This is a genomic window from Pseudoalteromonas lipolytica (genome assembly GCF_003515105.1).
Lineage (GTDB): Bacteria > Pseudomonadota > Gammaproteobacteria > Enterobacterales > Alteromonadaceae > Pseudoalteromonas > Pseudoalteromonas lipolytica.
Genome location: NZ_CP032090.1, coordinates 140,829 through 159,399, shown reverse-complemented (window position 1 = coordinate 159,399; position 18,571 = coordinate 140,829). Strand labels below are relative to the sequence as shown.

Genomic DNA, 18,571 nt, shown 5'->3' with positions numbered 1-18,571 from the left:
CCCTGTAATTATGATCCGATTTAATCGTGCCTTATCGCCCGTTTCTGTTCTAAGTTTTGATTTAGATGACACCTTATACAACAATCATCCAATCATAAAATCAGCCTTACAAGCCCAAGCTGACTACTTAGCAAATATTGAGCAATGGCCTGCCGACAGTATGAACTACTGGCTAACATGTCGCGATAATGCATTAAAACAAGACGCAACCTTGGTTGACGATGTCACTCGTTGGCGACAAGCTGCCCTGTTATATGCAATGCAGGATCTTGGCTTTGAACACGACCTTGCCAAGCACCATGCCGAACAGGCATATCAGGCCTTTGCAGATGCTCGTAGCCAAATAACCGTTGCTGATGATGTGCTTGAATTACTTGAAAAGCTTGGCAGGCATTTTCGCTTAATCGCGATTACTAATGGCAATGTCGAGGTTGAAAAGTTTAATCTAAATGGGGTATTTGAGTTAGTGCTTCAAGCAGGCCCACATGGTAAAGCAAAGCCTCACGCTGCTTTATTTAATAACGCAGCGCAGTTATTAAATGTCGCTCACAGTGAAATTTTGCATATTGGTGATAGCTTAGACACTGACGTACAAGGCGCTAATAATGCGGGCTGTCAGAGTGTTTGGTTAAATAACCAAGCGACTAATTATCAATACAAAGGGCTGGCGGATATTGAAATTGAAGATATTTTTGCATTAAATCACTTAATTAAAGAGTAACTATTTTTACACGGTCTCGGTTGTTGCTAAAGTAACCCTCTAATCATTGAGATTTCTAGGCAAAATAAATGAATACTCTGCTGAAACTTTTACTACTGTGCTCATTAAGCATTAATGGCTACTTTTTTTGGCAGCTCAGTCGTCAAGAGAGCACGGTGATAGCAGATAAACAGCAATTTACAGCAACTCAGGTTAATAGCGCTGTTCAACCTAAGCTATTTGAGCACGCCATCACATTGTTTAATAACCAACAATTCGATAAGGCTGTTGCCGCATACTCGCAGCTCAAGGACAATTCACCGCAATACGCACAGCAACTTAAACATGCATGGCAACAAACCGTTGAAACATGGCTGCTAGAGCAGCACGAGCATATCAGCGAGCAATTTCTAAGCGCCTTTTTAAACAGTCATCCATACGATGCCGCCATGTTAAAGCTCGATGCAAAACGGTTAATTAATCAAGGTTATGTACAACAGGGTATTGTTAATTTGATGGCGCTAAGTGATCAATTAGACAGTAATCCGCACAGTGACCTCACTCAGCAAATAGAAGAGCTCACTACTTTACACAGCAATCACTTAATTAACACACAACATTGGCAGCAATTGCTCGAACACAGCCAGCAATGGTTAGAATACGCGCCCTATCATGCCTACTACTTATATATTCATGCATTGGCTTACTACCACTTAGGTGACTATGTGGCGAGTCAAATAAGTTTAGAGCAGTTACCTAATAACCATGCCTTTAAAACACAATCCGACCAACTTAAGCAAAAAATACAGCATGCTTTGGCAGGCGTTGAGAAAATAAAATTAACTCCCCGAGGGGCGCATTACCTTGTTAGTAGCGTTATTAATAATGAGATTGAGGCCACGCTCATGATTGATACGGGAGCAAGCTTTACCGTTATTGACCAAGCGCTATTGAATACACTCAGCGAACCGGCACGCTATATTGACACCTTACACGTAAATACGGCGAATGGGCTCGTTGAAGCACAACGCTATCGAGTACAATCGTTTCGCATAGGCCAGCAAAAAGTTGATGACTTTGATATTTTGGTTATCAACAATCACACGGGCTTCGGACTACTTGGTATGAACTTTTTAGAGAAATTTAAGTTTAATATCAATCAGCAACTGGATGAGTTAGAGTTAACAAAGACTATTTATTAAGGACGAAACATGACACTCAATGACTTCTTACAAAAATTAGCTGAAACACCCCATTTAATCGAGTTTACCGATACAATGGCGGTAATTGATCGTCATTATGACTTTACGCCCAGTAGTTTCAATAATCACGGACTCATTAGTTCAGCCAATGAGAATAATGGATCATGTAAAATCTTCGCGTTTGCCAAACTAAATCAACTCAGCAAACAAAACACCCTCGATTGTTTTGGCGCGTTTTACCGTGAAGACGTTGTTAAACACCCAGACGGCCAAGATCACATGAATATACGCACGTTTATGCTCGCACCTGATACTACGCCGTTTTTGGGGATCACCTTTCGCGAAGAAAATGTACTAAAAGCAAAATAATACCATTCCGCTTAATTAAGTGGTCTATTTTGAGGCAATAAAACCGCGTTGATAACAAGGCAAAAATTTAGTTATTTAGTTGTTCTAAATCAGAAATTTTTAACGCAGGTAGCGACTGGTTTGATCACTCAAAATGATTAAGTATTTTTGCGGATTGGTATAACTACAGCTTTTTTTCCATAAAATAACGGCAGCCGTTGAGTGGGTAATTTGCCATTTGGTACACCACTTGGTAGCCGTTTTTTTCGTAGAAAGGTTTAGCTTGGAAATCAAGCGTATCGAGTTGAGCGACCGTTGCCCCAAGCGCAATAGCTTTGGTTTCTAACTCATGGAGCAAACGCGTTGCAAGCCCTTTACCTCGTGTAAAGTCGTCGCACCACAGCCAACTTATCAGCAGCCAGTTACCAAATACATAACCATGAATACCTGCAACGGTATCACAATTTTTATTTACGTATTTAAAACCTAACGGCACGCGTTCAGCATTAAAGTGCTGCTTATTAAATGCAACAACATGCGCCCTTAGCTCATCGTTTAGCTCTACCGAGTCATCACTTTTTAATTGATACATAGCATACCTATAAATGTTATGACTCAGTATAAGCGTTTAACGTATTCAGTATAAATGATTTTTTCCGTATGGGACTTCTAGCATGTTGCTCGCAAGTTTTTCTGGTTGGCCACACATTTCATCGTACGCACTGGTATGACGTAACACCATCTCACCATAGCTCAAATGATCAAGTCGATTTTGAATATGCAGCGGGCTCAAATCACGGATAAACTCGCCTTTCTCGTCAGTAACATAGTACTCCACATTATTGATAACCACAGACACTTGATAAAGTGCCATTTCCAATGAGTGCACAATAACTTTTTGCAGTGGTTGGTGCGCTGCAAGTTCAGATAACTTAATCGCCATGTGAAATCCTCTTTGTGTATAGAGTTATCTATACGTGAATTTGGTATACTGTGATCAAATTAATTGTGCAAAAATCATCCATGGTAGAAAAAGTACGGCTTGCTAAATATATTGCTCATGCTGGCATATGCTCTCGTAAACAAGCCTCACGCTTAATTGACCAAGGCGTTGTAAGGGTTAATGGCCAAGCGGCAAATCATATTGACCATGTAAACGACGAAGATGAAGTGATTGTTGAAGGACAGACGATCACAGGAAAAGCACCAATGGTTTATTTTGCTTACCATAAACCCGTAGGCATTGATTGCAAACTCAATCGTAGCGATGCACAGAGCCTTATCCATTTTTTACCGAGCGAAACCCGCGTTTACCCCATTGGCCGCTTAGATAAAGACTCCCGCGGACTGTTAATACTGACCAATGATGGTGAGTTTTGTAACCAATTAATCCACCCAGACTTTCATCAGCCAAAACGCTACCTAGTCACGGTCGATAAACCGTTAAATCACACTTTCTGCCAAACAATGGCACATGGCGTGCCTGTCGATAAACACATCACTCTTCCGTGTGAAGTAACGCAAGTAAATGAGCAGCAGTTTATGATTACCTTAAGGCAAGGGCTTAACCGTCAAATTCGCAAAATGGCGCACTATTGTGGCTACAAGGTTATTGATCTTTATAGAATTGAAATTGCCAATTTATCTATCGAACAGCTCGGCCTTGCAGAAGGGCAAACAATCCGTATCGAAAAAACAGACATCATCTAACAAAAAAAGTTTGCATTATTTGACTACACATGTAATCTTCAATTAAAGATTACATGTGTAGGCAATAAAATGATTGAACTTTCAAAAGCAGAATTCGAAGTATTAGATGCCGTGTGGCTCGATTATCCTGCGACAGCCAGCCAAGTTATTGAGCGTTTGAGTGACGATAAAGAGTGGCACGAAAAAACCATAAAAACTTTACTCAGCCGCTTAGTTAAAAAAGGCGCACTCAGCTTTGAAAAACAAGGGCGACTGTATAACTACACGCCTTGCATTGCGCGTGAAGAGTACACACTAAAAGAAAGCCAAAGCTTTGTTGAACGTTTCTTTAATGGCCGTATAGCCCCGCTGGTTAGCGGCTTTGCAAAGTCTGAACAACTTTCTCAAAACGACATTGATGAGCTTAAAAAAGTCATTAATGATTGGGAAAAGCAGCAAAAGTAAGGTGATGTCATGTTCGAAACGTTTTTTAATTGGCTATTAGAGCAGCAACTCTTTATCTCTTGCGCTATTTTATTTCTTATCCTTCTTGAGCGAAAGCTCCTCAGCCACGTATCTGCTCGCCTTGTTTATGCGTTATGGGCATTACTCCCTGCGTGTTTAATGTTGGCAAATTTGCCTGATCATTTAAAACCAATACACAATCAGTTCATTAGTCAGTTTACCATTACCCCATCTAATCCAGTGACGCCACAGCTATCACTGAGCTGGTTCGCTATTTATAGCCTAATAACAATTACACTTATGCTCTGTGCCGTGTACTTTCATTATCAGTTTCTCACTCGCTTAAAATTAAAGCCAATAGCGACCCCTAATGACAACTATAAAGGATTACGTTTTTATCAAAGTGAAAAAGTCAGTTCACCCTTAGTCATTGGGCTGATAAAAACCAAATTAGTCCTGCCATCTAATTACAACATTAATTACGACCAGCATGCTTTAGCCCTTATTTTGGAGCATGAGTGTGTCCATATTCATCGTAAAGATAATTTAATTAACGCGTTGGCGCTCATGGGCACCTTGTTAATTTGGTTTAACCCACTCGCCTGGTTGGGCTATGCAAGCCTGCGTCGATTGCAAGAGCTTTCATGCGATGAACACGTACTAAAAGATAAATCAACGGAACAACGAATTCTATACAGCAAGGCATTAGTGCATTGTGCAAGCTTTAGCACCGTGGGACTCATGGCTTACTCACAATACGGAGATAAAAACACCATGTTACAAAGACTCAACCAAATTAAACAACTCGATAATAGCTCGTTTATTGCAAAAACAGCGCTTGTTATTTTTGCGGTCGGTATGCTTAGTAGCTTTGCAATTGCAAAACAGCCTGTGAATGCAGAGAAAGAAAAAGACTACCAAGCTGTGATGCGTGTAGAGCCTATCTATCCAGTGCAGGCAGTAGAGCAAGGAATAAGCGGCTCAGTTGTATTGAAATACGACATTTCACCCAGCGGGGCCACCAGCAATATCAGTGTTGTGAGTGCTGAGCCTGAGGATGTATTTAACCGAGAGGCTAAGCGCGCACTAAAAAAATGGCAATACGCGCCAACTGAATCAGGCTATAAAAATGTCCTCGTGCAGCTCGACTTTGCTTTGAATGAAAACGTTAAAGCGAAGGATTTAATTGAGAAAATTAAAGTGAGCTCTAAGTAATTAACGAGCACCAAAGACCCTAAAGCAAGCGCCTTTTTTAAGCCGCTTGCTTTGTGGTTTTTATAAACAGACTGCAATCATCGCCACGGCACAAACATAACCAACGAGCCAAACCAATGAACGCAGAATATCTTGGTTTATATAGTAAAAAATGCAGTACATAACACGTGAAACAACATGCATAACAGCCAATGTTTCGGTAACGTGATACACATTGTTAGTACTCATAACGACCGCTAAAGCAACACCAAAAACAATCAAAGATTCAAAACTGTTTTGGTGTGCAGCCAACGCGCGAGCGCCAAATCCTGTTAGTTTGCTCTGCTGCTCTCTTGGGTGTTTATTGTCGTATCCCGCAAGCTTATTTTGTGCAAATGCGACGGGCGCTTTCGCTAAATAAGGCAATAATACAGCAATGAGTGCACACAGTATTAATGTTGTCATAACGCTTCCCTATTCTGTTGTATACACCTACCCTAACGTAAACAGAAAAAAGCCGCTACCTTTAACGACACCGTCTAACACAGCTGATTTTTTCTCAAGTTGATCGATAAGCTAATGCGCTTATAACACGGCTTTGTTACTCTAACAGCCTCTCCCCATTAATTTATTTTCAATATGACTTGGATTTTCTTAACCATTTTTGCCGCCTTTATGCAGTCGTGGCGAAATGCATTACAAAGTAAACTCAGCGCACATGTCAGTGTAGCAGGGGTCACTTTGGCACGTTTTATTGTTGCAAGTCCTATTGCAGCGCTGTATTTATTGAGCCTTTATCGTTATCAAGCAACCGCACTCCCCGACTTCAACCCTGCTTTTATTGGTTATATTGTTGGTGCAAGTGTTGTACAAATTGTCGCAACCGGATTAATGGTTAAACTGTTTAAAATGAACAACTTTGCTGTTGGAGCAGGGCTTGCTAAAAGTGAGGCTTTAATGGCCGCCATTTTAGGGGTGATGTTCTTTGGTTCTGCGCTGTCTTTATTAGGTTGGTTTGGTGTATTTATTGGTGCCATTGCCGTCTTACTGCTCAGTGGGATTGCCAATGTCAAACACTTCAACTTAGGTACCGCGTTATTGGGATTGGCTTGTGGTACTTCATTTGCGCTTTCATCATCTTGGATCCGCGAAGCAAGTCTTAACTCAGGACTGAGTTTTCCGCATTCTGCAGCATGGGTTTTAGTACTTATTATTAGTCTGCAAACTGTTATGTTGTGTTTTTATATCGCGCTAAAAGAACGCGACACCTTTGCAAAAATGTGGCAACACAAAGGCACGACAACTGCCGTCAGTGTGTGTAGTTGTTTGGGGTCTATAGGGTGGTTTAGTGCCATGAGTTTACAGCATGTTGCGTATGTGAAAACGCTAGGGCAAATTGAGGTGTTCTTTACCATAATGGTATCAATACTGTGGCTTAAACAGCCGCTAAAACGCCAAGACACGGCAGGGCTCGTGTTAATTGCGCTCGCGGCTATACTCGTTATGCTTCCTTAAAAGAGCGGCAATAGCCGCTTTTTTAATGACTGATTTTAAGCGTGATCACACCACTTATAATCAGTAATACACCCGCGATGCGACCAAATGTGGCTGCATCGCCGTAAAACAAAATACCCACTAAAAAAGTACCTGCAGCACCAATGCCTGTCCATACTGCATAAGATGTCCCCATTGGTATTTGTTTTTGTGCAAGCCATAACATGAATCCGCTGGCGACCATAAACGCCACGGCAATCGAAATACCTAACCAGCGGCTTTCTTGATCTTGCGACATTTTAAGCCCAACAGGCCAGCCTATTTCTAATAACCCCGCCACAATTAAGTATAGCCATGCCATTAGTCGTCTCTCTTTTTCAGTATCACATCGTACAAGTCTTCACGACGGTCTTTTAAGTTACGCACGGTCCCTTCACTGTGAAGAATCTTCAACTTATCCATGTCTAAATCACTGAATAACAGCATTTCGGTATTTGGGGTTGCTTCGTTTAATGTCGCATCGTGTGGAAATGAAAAATCTGACGGGGTTAATACTGCCGATTGTGAATACTGTACATCAAGGCTTTCAACTTCAGGTAAATTACCAACAGAGCCAGCAATAACCACGTAGCACTCATTTTCAATAGCACGCGCTTGTGCACAATGGCGCACACGTAAATAACTGTTTTTAGTGTCTGTCCAAAAAGGCACAAACAAAATATCTAGGCCTTGTTTTGCTAAAATACGCGACAACTCTGGAAATTCAACGTCATAACAAATTTGGATCCCCACACGCCCCGCGTCGGTTTCGAATACCGCAATTTTATCGCCGCCTTGAATAACCCAGTCGTTTTGTTCATGTGGCGTAATATGTATTTTACGCTGCTCATCAATTTTACCGCTTCGATGACACAAGTAGCTGACATTATAAATCTTATCGCCCTCTGCCAGTGGCATTGAACCGGTAATAATATTGGCATTGTATTCAACAGCCATACGTGACATCGCATCGCGAAAAGTTTCGGTGTACTCAGCTAAGTAACGGATCGCTTCTGTTTGATTGCTTTGCTCAGTTAAGCCCATTATTGGCGCATTAAAGAACTCTGGAAATAAAATAAAGTCGCTTTTATAGTCAGACACTGTATCCACAAAATATTCAACTTGTTTTAGCAGTTCTTCTACCGAGTCAACACAGCGCATTTGCCATTGTACAGCCCCTACACGCACTATAGATTTAGTTGATTCAAGCACAGTATCAGTGGGTTCAAACATAATGTTATTCCACTCTAACAACGTAGCGTAGCCCACTGACTCTTGGTCTTCAGGTAGGTATTTTTTAAGCAGTCGCTTTACCTGAAAATCATTCGAAAGCTGGAAACTGAGAATCGGATCATATAATTCTTTGTGATCAACTTTCTCAATGTATTCCATTGGCGACATATCACTGCTGTGATTGTAATAACGTGGAATACGCCCGCCCGCTAAAATAGCGCGTAAGTTATACTGACGACAAAGCTCTTTACGTGCGTCATATAAACGACGACCGAGTCGCATACCTCGGTGGGTCGATGAAATAACCACATCTAATCCGTATAACGCATCGCCTTCTGGATCACTAAAGACACGGTCATGACCATCAACAATATCTTCATAAGTATGGGGGTTAGAAAAACGCGCATAATCAACTTGCACACTCAGTGCTATCCCTACTAAAACGCCATCATCCACAATCCCGATTTGACCTTCAGGAAATTGATCAATCAGTCTGAAAATCGTATGGCTTGGCCACGCGCCCCCCAGCCCAGGATAGGCTTGATCCATTAAAGTTTTTATTTGTGGATACTGCTCTTTCGTTAAATTACAGATCGCTAAATGCGTTTTTTCTGCCGGCATACATACTCCTTTTAGGCACGAGAGGACAAACCAAGCTGCAATGTGCATACTATTCTCTCAACTAATTGATTCTAGTCTGCATCTTTTGCTTGTTATGCTAAACCCTAAGCTTAGCAAATATCAGGTGAACACGTGTTTAATCCTGCGCCCAAATTGTGAACTTTTTTACTGTTATCTATGTGAATAACCTAGAATAGCTGATCACTGCTGAAATTATCATCTATACTTACATTCTCCCTGTCTGTATCTATGAGGTTGGTTTGATAAAACATCTACTTAAACAACCTACGCAGTCTGGATTAGAAGAAATTGAACATGTAAAGTTTCTCATCATTTCTAGAATTGCTTATTTTGCGTTAGCAGTTCATGCCTTATTAATACCTGCCTTTGCCCACATTGGAGCCAATACGCTTGCCATAGTAAACGTATTAAGTGTTTTTGCTTGGGGCGGTGGCATCTTTCTTATAAACCAAGGATTAACCTCATTAGCGCTGAGAGTATTTTGCCTCGAAGTGCTCATTCATGCAGTGGTGGTATGTGCAACACTGGGACTCAGCGCAGGGTTTCAATTTTATTTATGGACAATTTCTTGTATTTTAATGATCGACTATCAATTGCCGTTAAAACGCGCTGCTATTTATAGCTTTTTAATGATCATCACCTTTGCTTTGTTATACGTCTTTTTTGCCGAAGTAACCTATACCTTCTCCTACCCTGAACTCATTCCTCATATCAATGTGATCAACATCATTATCGCTGGATTACCCATGGTATATGGCATTGGCTTAATTAGAGAAATAACGATATCACAGCGAATAGAGCTGACAGAAATGGCCTCTCGTGACCCACTTACAAAATTGTATAACCGTCGTTTTGCAAAAAAACTCATCCTAGCAGCCCATAAAAAAAGCATTGAGAACGCTGATAACCTCTGCTTAGTTATGGCTGATATTGATCACTTTAAAAATATAAATGACAGCTACGGCCATGATAAAGGCGACACCATATTGTTGAATATTTCTGCCGCTATTCGTGCTTTTTTAACTGAAAATGATATTGCGGTGCGCTGGGGAGGAGAGGAATTTTTGTTACTACTAGGGCACACCAATCAACAACAAGCCTTTGCCAAAGTCGAAGCATTACGCCAGCAAATTGCAGCCATTAAACCGCATCAAGACTTTCCTGAATTAACCGTCACGATGAGTTTTGGCCTTATTGAATGGCAACCGTTAGCGTCGCTTGAGTGCATGCTGCAACAAGCAGATGCCGCATTGTATAAAAGCAAGCACTCAGGACGAAATAAAACCACCATCGCGACCGGACAAAGTAGCGTATTTAATAACATTGACGCCGTTAGTTAATCGCGTTAATCGTAATACTGTGTACGATATTTTGCGGCAACAGTGGCGTCAACTCGCTAGACACATAATCATTAAACCCTGCACGGTAAAACTCCGATAAAGGATGACCTGACTGACCTCCAGGAATCGCCATAATCGCATTTTCTAGATAACCTGGCTGTACGATAAAGCGCTGTGATGCGCCAAAACTTCGACCTTGTACTGCGGGCATAAAAGTATCGCCAAACCCCGGAGCCGTTGGCATATTCAACAGCTTTTTAAGCACTGGGATCTGCTTAGCGAATGGGTGTTCAATCACCAATTGATTCACTTTTCCCCACTCCCAACTATGTAAATTATTGCCATACTGCTTCGTTAATTTAGCGACGGTGTGATCGAATGCGGCCAACATTTGCTGCTGCCAATCGCTGTACTTTAGATTTAACCAGTGTGCCGGTTTTTCCTCAATCAGTTGCCAAAGCGCAGGCTCTAAATCACGCTTTACATATTTCAAGCTACCGCCGTCTAACTTAAGTGTGTTTTCAAGAGGACTAAATAGGCTATTAATAACTTCGTCTCGATAACGCTTCACTAAGGTATAGCCTATTGAGTCGCTACAAGCACAGGCTTGCCAGTTGTTAAGCGCTGTTAAGTAAACAGCATACTTATCACCGGCAGCAGTTAATTGATTAACAAGTAAATTATGCCAATCTTTTAAAAAGCGCGCTTCGTTATCGTGTTGTAAGTCATAAAAGTCTTGTTCGTTAAACTGTTGTTTTTCAAATAAGCGATCGCGAATTTGCGCTGAACGAGCCCCCATCGCATACGCTCCATTACCAAAACGCGCATGGTCTGCTGCAGAAACAACACGTGAATTACCCGTCCAAAGGCGACCACTCTCAGGGTTTTTAACAAAGGGGCGATCGGTTTCATTATCATGCCATTTGGGTGAGTAATCTTGCTCCGATACCGCAAGCTGATGAGGCACTTTACGTGCTGGAATAGCCCCCATATTTTTCCATGCCGCACTGCCCTTATCATCAACCACCATGAGGTTTTGCACCGGAATACCAACATACTCTGCAAGCGCTAAAGCGTCATCGACATTGCGCGCTTGCTCAAGCTTTAAAAGCGCCATGTTTACAGCATAATCATGATGGGCAACCCAGCTTAAGGCGTATGGCTTACCGTTAATCTCTGTCACAGGGCCATATTCACTCATCGTTAATGCATAATGCTCAGTGCTGCCATCATTTAAGAGTATGGGTTCGTCGATTTGCCATATTTTTTCTTTTCCATCCAGTGCAACCCAATCAGCAGTGTCGAGGTACCCATTGGTAAACCCCCAAGCGATTTTATTATTAGTGCCCACAACAATAGCGGGCGCTCCCGGTAATGACACCCCTGTAATTTGCTGCATTTCTCCCTTTAATGGGTAATTCAATTGCGCGCGATACCAAATGATTGGCACAGCAAACGACAAATGCATATCATCCGATAACATGGCCGACCCTGTGGCGGTTAAATCGCCTGTTACTGCCCAGTTATTACTGCCTACTTCTTGGTTTTCATCAATGTGAGTCATCGCCCACAGCGGCTCATTTAATGCGGGAATCTTGCCTGAATATGGGACTAATTTACTATTATCTAGCGCGGCTTGATAGGGACTCGGTTGAGTTATAAATTCAACCATTGCATTACCGTACCGTTGTTCAATTTCAATCAGTGTTTTATCACGCTCAAAGGTTGCCGTTTGCAAATCTAAGTACATACTAAAAATAATCAGTAAACTGTCTTCACTTTGCCAAGGCTTGGCCTCTGCGCCCGTTAAAATATACTCAAAACTGTCGAAACCAACTTGTGCATGCCCTTCATTGACTCCCGCTGTATAGGCTTTTAATAAAGCCTGATCTTTATCCGGTAACTGTGCGAGCATAATTTGGCTGCGTTGTCGCAATTGATGAAAGCGCATTTTTTTATCAAGGCCTAGAGCTGCTTTTCCAAATAGCTCACTGAGTTCACCCGCAGCATTTCGACGCAATAAATCCATTTGAAAAAAGCGATCTTGCCCATGCGCAAAGCCAAGTGCATAAGCAGCATCTAAACGGTTTTGAGCATGAATTATGGCTTGCCCCAGCTTATCGCGCTCAATTTTTACTGAGTGGGTAATTGCCGAGCTGGTTCCCCGACCATCTAAAGCAGGTAAACTTAAATTCAACACACCATAAGTGATCCCCGTAGCGAGTAGCCCCACTATAAGTAAGCTTATTAGTAACCATTTGATTATCTTAAACATGCCCAAATTCCTTGCGCGAAAGTAACAAATACATGGGTATAGTAACCCGTGCTTTGTGAAAAAATAGTGTTACGATACAAATAATTAAATTTAACGTGGACAGCTCAATTGTCCATTGTTAATTACGACAGAAATTGTCTATAGTAGGAAGATAGTATAATACGCAATAAGACTTATGCCGCTAGCGACTGAAAACGACAATAAAAAGCTAAGAAAACTCAGGCTCGCTTTCTGGTTTTCGCTCGCGCTAATTGTATTCATTGGTTTTGTATTAGATCACATTAATTACAACCGCGGAAAAGACGCCTTTCGCTCTCAAGAACTGGCTAAATTAAGCGCCTACCGTGCTGAACTTGAATCAATCCTCATTTCAAATATCCAGCTTGTTCGTGGCCTTGCGGTCGCGGTTGCTGCCGAGCCCAACCTTGATCAAACACGCTTTGCACAAATTGCAGCCCCTCTATTTGAGACCTCTTCAGAGCTTAGAAATATTGGTGGCGCGCCCGATATGGTTATTCGTATGGCCTACCCATTAGAAGGTAACGAAAAGTCGATTGGCCTTAACTTTTTAGAGAATGCAGCACAGCGCGATGATGCCATTAAAGCACGTGACGAGAATACCATTGTCATGGCGGGCCCATTAGAATTGGTGCAAGGTGGCCACGCATTAGTCGCCCGAATGCCTGTTTTTATGCCACCTGACCATAAATTTTGGGGCTTACTCTCGGTGGTGCTTGATATTAATAAGATCTATACCAACTCTGGCTTGGTCTCATTAGGTAATCATTACGACGTAGCGCTACAAGGGCGAAACGGCAAAGGCCAACACGGTGAATTCTTTTATGGTCAAAAGCATATTTTAGAAAACACGCCACTCAGTTTCAGTATTACATTTCCGGGTGGTGAATGGCGCATGTATGCGGCGCCAAAAGCCGGTTGGAGCCCTCCTAGTTCAACAATATGGCCACTTAGGATAGCCATAATTTTGGTTTGTGCGTTATTTGCTAGCGCATCGCTATTTTTCTTAAAAATGCTAGAACGACAATACAAAAGCGAACGAATGCTTGAAACCATGAGCAGTCTTGCCAAAATCGGCGCGTGGTCTTTTAATCTTGAAACCAAAAGCATGTATTGGTCAGATATGACCAAGCAAATATTTAACTATCCGATAAATAAACAACCTGAATGGCCTACCAATTTTAACGGCTTTAAAGCGGGCTTTAGCCGCGACAAAATTCGCCACCTTTACGAGCAGGCGCTTAAACATGGCAAGAGTTTTGAAACACAAATTCAAATTATTAATGCAAAAGGTGATGCGGTTTGGGTTTTAGTCCACTGTGAGGCTGAGCATAAGAATGGTCGATGCATCAAGCTATTTGGCTCAATTCAAGATATAGATGCGCGCAAACTAATTGAACTTGAAAACCAGAAAATAGCACTACACAACGAAATTTTAGCATCTTTAACCGTGAATGATGCAGTCCTGACTGGCAACTTAAACCTGTCTAAGCATGTAATTGTGCAAGCAATTTGCCATGCGCTCAATGTCGACCGTGCAAGCATTTGGTTGTTTAGCGACGATAGGCAGTCACTCAACACTTTTGCTATTCATGATCAGAGCAACCCACAATTTAGTGACCCCATCTGTTTGCAGCAGATTGAGGTGCAAAACTATTTTGATGCCATTAACAATAATGCCGTTATTAACGCCAGCGATGCTCAACAACATCCCTTTACTAAAGACTTATACACGGATTACCTTGATAAGTTTGATATTCGCTCTCTGCTTACGGTGATTATTCCTACAGGCAGTAAAACTATGGGGGTGGTATGTGCTGAAAAGTGCCATAGTCGCCAGCAATGGAGTAAAAACGAAGAAAGCTTTTTAATTGCCGTGGCTGCTCTGATTGGTAGTCTGCATGCAAGCCAACGTCGTATAGAAACCGAGCAACAACTGGTGCAAGCGAAAGAAGCCGCAGAGCAGGCTGTTAAAGCTAAAAGTGAGTTTTTAGCCAGTATGAGTCATGAGATACGCACGCCCATGAATGGCGTAATTGGGATGCTTAATATCATCAAGCAAACCAAGTTAGATAGCCAACAAAATCATCATATTCAATTAGCACAATCATCTGCTGAGTCGTTATTGCATATTATCAACGATATTTTAGATTTCTCGAAAATTGAAGCAGGCAAATTAGATATTGAAAATATTAGCTTTAATGTATCAAAACTACTGGGTGACACCGTTGAGTCATTTGCGATTAAAGCAGAGCAAAATAACACCAAGCTTGTGCTTGATGCCACCCAAATTACCCATGAATTTATTATTAGCGATCCTAATCGTATTCGACAAATTATTAATAACCTACTCGGAAATGCGATTAAATTTACAAAAGATGGCGAAATAATCGTCATTGCGACGGTCAAACAAATTGACGATGCGATGTATTTAGATTGCTCTGTCGTTGATTCTGGGGTTGGTATTAAACCTGAAAAACAAGCCACATTATTTGATTCATTTACCCAAGCCGATGCTTCAACCACGCGCCGATACGGTGGCACGGGCTTGGGTCTTGCTATTGTAAAGCAGCTGTGTAAGTTGATGCAGGGTGATGTCAATGTGGTTAGTTCTTATGGCGAAGGCAGCACCTTTAACTTTTCCATTAAGGTAAAATTAGATTATAAAAAACAGTCCCTCGAGCCTAGCCATATCATTGATAAAAAACAGATATTAATTGCCGACAGCTGTACTCTAAGCAGTAATATCGCCAAAAAGCAGCTGCAATTATGGGGCGCAGAAGTCGAAGAAATAAACGACATGGCCAGTTTATTAAATCGCGCCAAACAACAAAATGGTCAACGTTGCGACGCCATTTTTGTTGATTATCAACTGTATATGCAAGCAAGTGCAGCCGAAAAACAGGCCTTTAAAACACATTTTAATGCAACCCGCTGTAAACGCATTTTAATGGCCCCGATGAGTCTGACAGAAAAACAAACAAGACAAACACTGAAAGTTGAGAGTATTATCTTTAAGCCATTAACGCCCTCTGATTTGTTTAACTCTCTTGCTAACGATAAATATATCGAGCAGCAACAAATCAATAAAGAAACCTTAGTAAAAAAAGTAGCAACGTACACTGTAAATTCGGCATCGCAAATACTGTTAGTTGAAGATAATAAAGTAAATCAGATGGTTGCAGGCGCGCTGCTAAAACAAGCCGGTATTAGCTTTGACATTGCCGAAAATGGCCTTGAAGCAATTGCAAAAATCGCAAACCGAGAACATATGCCCTACGAATTAATTTTAATGGATTGTCAAATGCCTGAAATGGACGGTTACCAAGCGACACGGGCAATTCGTAACGGCGATGCAGGCACAGCACATCGCGAAGTTAGTATTGTTGCGCTTACAGCTAATGCGATGCAAGGCGATAAAGAGCGCTGTTTAAACGCCGGTATGAATGATTATTTAACCAAGCCGCTAAACTTTGATTCACTTAATAAAAAACTATCCGTGTGGTTAGACACCCACCAAGAAAGAGAGTAATACAATGCAATTATCTCCTAATCAACAACGCGTTATTGGCTGTTTACTCGAAAAACAAAGTACAACACCCGAGCATTATCCACTGTCTTTAAATTCATTAACCAATGCCTGTAATCAAAAGTCAAATCGGGAGCCTGTGCTCTCTCTTACTGAAGCCGATGTGCAAGACACGCTTGATGAGTTAATTGCATTACGCCTTGTCACTGTTGATGAGGGGCTGTCGGGTCGCGTGAATAAGTACGCGCACCGTTTTTGTAATACTGAATTCGGCAGCTTGCAATTTACCGAACAGCAACGTGCCATTATTTGCTTGTTATTACTGCGCGGGGCACAGACGCCGGGCGAATTAAGAACGCGCAGTAATCGCCTTGCTGAGTTTGCAAGCGTCAATGAGGTCGAAAGCGCTTTAAACTCTCTAATTGAGCAAGAGTATGTTATTCGCTTAGCGCGTGAGCCCGGTAAACGCGAAAGCCGTTATCAACATTTATTTGTTGATCCACAAAGCGTACATGAAATAACGCATTCAGCAGAGCCTGAACACGATCGTGTCGATGAAGTTGAGCAATTACGGGCTGAGATCGACGAACTTAAGCGACATATAGACACTATAAAAGCACATTTAGGGCTTTAATAAAAAGCAGACCCGTAACATAATACCCCTAGATTCAACGCCAAAAATAACATAAATAGGAGCTCTACCATGCGTGCCGATATTCTGGCAGAAATGAAAGTCCAACCCACGATTGACGTAAAAGCGGAGATCACTCGACGCGTCAACTTTCTTAAAACCCGACTGCTTGCTGCGCACTCGCGCTCGCTAGTATTAGGTATTAGTGGCGGTGTGGACTCTTCAACCTGTGGCCGTTTATGTCAATTAGCCGTGAATGAATTAAACCAAGAGCATAACACCAACGAGTATCAATTTATTGCTGTGCGCTTACCGTACGGTATTCAAGCCGATGAAGACGAAGCGCAAATGGCCGTTGACTTTATTCAACCCAGCAAGCGCATGACCGTTAATATTAAAGCCGCTGTGGATGGCATGCATGAGCAAGCTATGGCGGCTGTCATCGGCGCTGGGGGTGAATTGCCTGTACAAGCAAAAATCGATTTCATTAAAGGTAACGTTAAAGCTCGCCAACGTATGGTCGCGCAATACGAAATTGCTGGTTTTTGCCAAGGCCTCGTTGTAGGCACAGATCACAGTGCTGAAAATATCACAGGGTTTTACACTAAATTTGGTGATGGTGCATGCGACCTTGCGCCATTGTTTGGTCTGTCGAAACGTCAAGTTAGAGCGCTTGCCGAGCACTTAGGTGCCCCAGCACTGCTCGTACACAAAGCACCAACAGCCGACCTAGAATGTGACCGCCCAGGTTTAACCGACGAAGAGGCGCTCGGCTTAACGTATGAGCAAATTGATGACTTTTTAGAAGGGAAAGATGTGAGCAGTGAAGTAGAGCAAAAACTAACGGCGATTTACCTGCGTACACAGCACAAACGCCAAGCTATCCCCACTGTTTACGACGCGCTTTAAACTGCATTTAACAGCTCATAAACCGTAAATGACACTTCAAGGGCAATTAACAGCAATAAAAAGCCTATTAATTGCCCGCTTTTGACCCGCGCACACACATACGCCCCCAATGGCGCACCAAGCACAACCACAGGGATCGCGGCTAATAAATACGCTTCAACCTGCGCAGTAACTACGTTAAGAAAGAAATAGTTTACACAACTGGCCACCACCGAAGTCAACGCCATTATAATCACCGTGGTTGCTGTCGCACGTTGAATATTCGCATTGTATGCAATGACGAGCAGTGCAAATATGGCAATATCAGCCCCTGAACCAACTAACCCCGATGCAATGCCACCAATAACAGCCACCAGCGCCACTCGCGCTTTATTCACGGTAATATCAGTTTGACTGCAAATATGCTGGGCTCGTCGGTAAATACGCCACGCTAATGTGAGCGCAAAACACAACAGTAGTGAACTAAATACCCCTTTCACGACTAAGCGAGGCACGTAATCTGCAATAAACAGTAAGCTAAAAATAGCGCCCACAATTGCCAAAGGCGCAGCAATCAACACCACGTGCTTGTAATAGGCAATACGACCAAAAATAATTGTTAAAGCCGCGGCTGTCATACCAAAACTTTGAATCGCTAGAGAGAAAACTTTAGCTGTTGCAGGCTCTATTGCTAATACTTTGGTCATCACAGGAAACGCCACCGCCCCGCCCCCTAATGCCGTACCTCCGGCAACAAAGGATCCGAGAGCCATCGTGGCGGCAATACTCACTTGCGCCATAAAGTGACCCATTAGCCCGGTGGCTCCTTGAGAAAATAATAAGGAACAGTACACACTGATAATGAACAGCCATGGCATAAACCG

Annotated in this window: 18 protein-coding genes; 11 read left to right on the top strand and 7 right to left on the bottom strand. The window is 42.2% G+C overall.

The window, feature by feature from the left end:
- The first annotated feature begins 10 nt into the window (after positions 1-10).
- The 3 genes from D0907_RS00755 (at position 11) to D0907_RS00745 (ending at position 2,271) form a co-directional block, all read left to right on the top strand.
- Complete coding sequence (locus tag D0907_RS00755; RefSeq protein WP_036974411.1) at positions 11-721, top strand: HAD-IA family hydrolase; 711 nt, start codon at positions 11-13, stop codon at positions 719-721.
- A 68-nt stretch (positions 722-789) separates the two neighbouring features.
- Positions 790-1,902 carry a retropepsin-like aspartic protease family protein gene (locus D0907_RS00750; protein ID WP_118843887.1) on the top strand — a complete coding sequence of 371 codons (1,113 nt, stop codon included), beginning with the start codon at positions 790-792 and terminating at the stop codon, positions 1,900-1,902.
- A 9-nt stretch (positions 1,903-1,911) separates the two neighbouring features.
- Positions 1,912-2,271, top strand: a complete 360-nt coding sequence (locus tag D0907_RS00745) for a HopJ type III effector protein (protein WP_118843886.1) — start codon at positions 1,912-1,914, stop codon at positions 2,269-2,271.
- A gap of 163 nt (positions 2,272-2,434) precedes the next feature.
- Here D0907_RS00745 and D0907_RS00740 read toward each other — a convergent pair whose 3' ends face one another.
- Positions 2,435-2,842 (bottom strand): GNAT family N-acetyltransferase, encoded by a 408-nt coding sequence (locus D0907_RS00740; protein WP_036974409.1) that lies wholly within the window; start codon positions 2,840-2,842, stop codon positions 2,435-2,437.
- Between the two features lie 45 nt (positions 2,843-2,887).
- Positions 2,888-3,193 carry a DUF6482 family protein gene (locus D0907_RS00735; RefSeq protein ID WP_118843885.1) on the bottom strand — a complete coding sequence of 102 codons (306 nt, stop codon included), beginning with the start codon at positions 3,191-3,193 and terminating at the stop codon, positions 2,888-2,890.
- Positions 3,194-3,273: 80 nt separating this feature from the next.
- On the opposite strand from D0907_RS00735, the gene D0907_RS00730 reads away from it, so the two are divergent.
- The 3 genes from D0907_RS00730 (at position 3,274) to D0907_RS00720 (ending at position 5,619) form a co-directional block, all read left to right on the top strand.
- A complete protein-coding gene (locus tag D0907_RS00730) occupies positions 3,274-3,960 on the top strand; it encodes a pseudouridine synthase (RefSeq protein WP_065978902.1) in 687 nt (228 codons plus the stop codon).
- Between the two features lie 69 nt (positions 3,961-4,029).
- On the top strand, positions 4,030-4,404 hold the full coding sequence (locus D0907_RS00725) for a BlaI/MecI/CopY family transcriptional regulator (protein WP_036974407.1): 375 nt from the start codon (positions 4,030-4,032) through the stop codon (positions 4,402-4,404).
- Positions 4,405-4,413: 9 nt separating this feature from the next.
- The gene (locus tag D0907_RS00720; RefSeq protein ID WP_118843884.1) at positions 4,414-5,619 is read left to right on the top strand and encodes a M56 family metallopeptidase; all 1,206 of its coding nucleotides are present in this window, start codon (positions 4,414-4,416) and stop codon (positions 5,617-5,619) included.
- A gap of 60 nt (positions 5,620-5,679) precedes the next feature.
- Here the strand turns inward: D0907_RS00720 and D0907_RS00715 are convergent, their stop codons facing one another.
- A complete protein-coding gene (locus D0907_RS00715; RefSeq protein ID WP_065978879.1) occupies positions 5,680-6,063 on the bottom strand; it encodes an MAPEG family protein in 384 nt (127 codons plus the stop codon).
- A gap of 174 nt (positions 6,064-6,237) precedes the next feature.
- On the opposite strand from D0907_RS00715, the gene D0907_RS00710 reads away from it, so the two are divergent.
- A complete protein-coding gene (locus D0907_RS00710; protein WP_081759815.1) occupies positions 6,238-7,113 on the top strand; it encodes a DMT family transporter in 876 nt (291 codons plus the stop codon).
- Between the two features lie 22 nt (positions 7,114-7,135).
- Here the strand turns inward: D0907_RS00710 and D0907_RS00705 are convergent, their stop codons facing one another.
- A complete protein-coding gene (locus tag D0907_RS00705; protein WP_036974404.1) occupies positions 7,136-7,453 on the bottom strand; it encodes a DMT family transporter in 318 nt (105 codons plus the stop codon).
- Positions 7,453-8,985 (bottom strand): carbon-nitrogen hydrolase family protein, encoded by a 1,533-nt coding sequence (locus D0907_RS00700; RefSeq protein ID WP_036974402.1) that lies wholly within the window; start codon positions 8,983-8,985, stop codon positions 7,453-7,455. The genes D0907_RS00705 and D0907_RS00700 overlap by 1 nt, the downstream gene beginning before the upstream one ends.
- 260 nt (positions 8,986-9,245) lie before the next feature.
- Here D0907_RS00700 and D0907_RS00695 point away from each other — a divergent pair, with 260 nt between their 5' ends.
- Positions 9,246-10,346, top strand: a complete 1,101-nt coding sequence (locus tag D0907_RS00695; protein WP_206770693.1) for a GGDEF domain-containing protein — start codon at positions 9,246-9,248, stop codon at positions 10,344-10,346.
- Here D0907_RS00695 and D0907_RS00690 read toward each other — a convergent pair.
- Positions 10,339-12,621 (bottom strand): penicillin acylase family protein, encoded by a 2,283-nt coding sequence (locus D0907_RS00690; protein ID WP_118843883.1) that lies wholly within the window; start codon positions 12,619-12,621, stop codon positions 10,339-10,341. The genes D0907_RS00695 and D0907_RS00690 overlap by 8 nt on opposite strands.
- A 175-nt stretch (positions 12,622-12,796) precedes the next feature.
- Between D0907_RS00690 and D0907_RS00685 the strand changes: the two genes are divergently transcribed.
- The 3 genes from D0907_RS00685 (at position 12,797) to nadE (ending at position 17,708) form a co-directional block, all read left to right on the top strand.
- Positions 12,797-16,171, top strand: a complete 3,375-nt coding sequence (locus tag D0907_RS00685; RefSeq protein WP_118843882.1) for a response regulator — start codon at positions 12,797-12,799, stop codon at positions 16,169-16,171.
- Positions 16,172-16,175: 4 nt separating this feature from the next.
- Positions 16,176-16,802: a YceH family protein gene (locus tag D0907_RS00680; RefSeq protein ID WP_118843881.1), complete on the top strand. Its 627-nt coding sequence runs from the start codon at positions 16,176-16,178 to the stop codon at positions 16,800-16,802.
- Between the two features lie 69 nt (positions 16,803-16,871).
- Entirely contained in the window at positions 16,872-17,708 is an 837-nt protein-coding gene (gene nadE / locus D0907_RS00675) for an ammonia-dependent NAD(+) synthetase (RefSeq protein ID WP_118843880.1), read from the top strand.
- Here nadE and D0907_RS00670 read toward each other — a convergent pair.
- Positions 17,705-18,499 carry a sulfite exporter TauE/SafE family protein gene (locus D0907_RS00670; RefSeq protein WP_244223137.1) on the bottom strand — a complete coding sequence of 265 codons (795 nt, stop codon included), beginning with the start codon at positions 18,497-18,499 and terminating at the stop codon, positions 17,705-17,707. The two genes, nadE and D0907_RS00670, sit on opposite strands and share 4 nt — an antisense overlap.
- Positions 18,500-18,571: the final 72 nt, after the last annotated feature.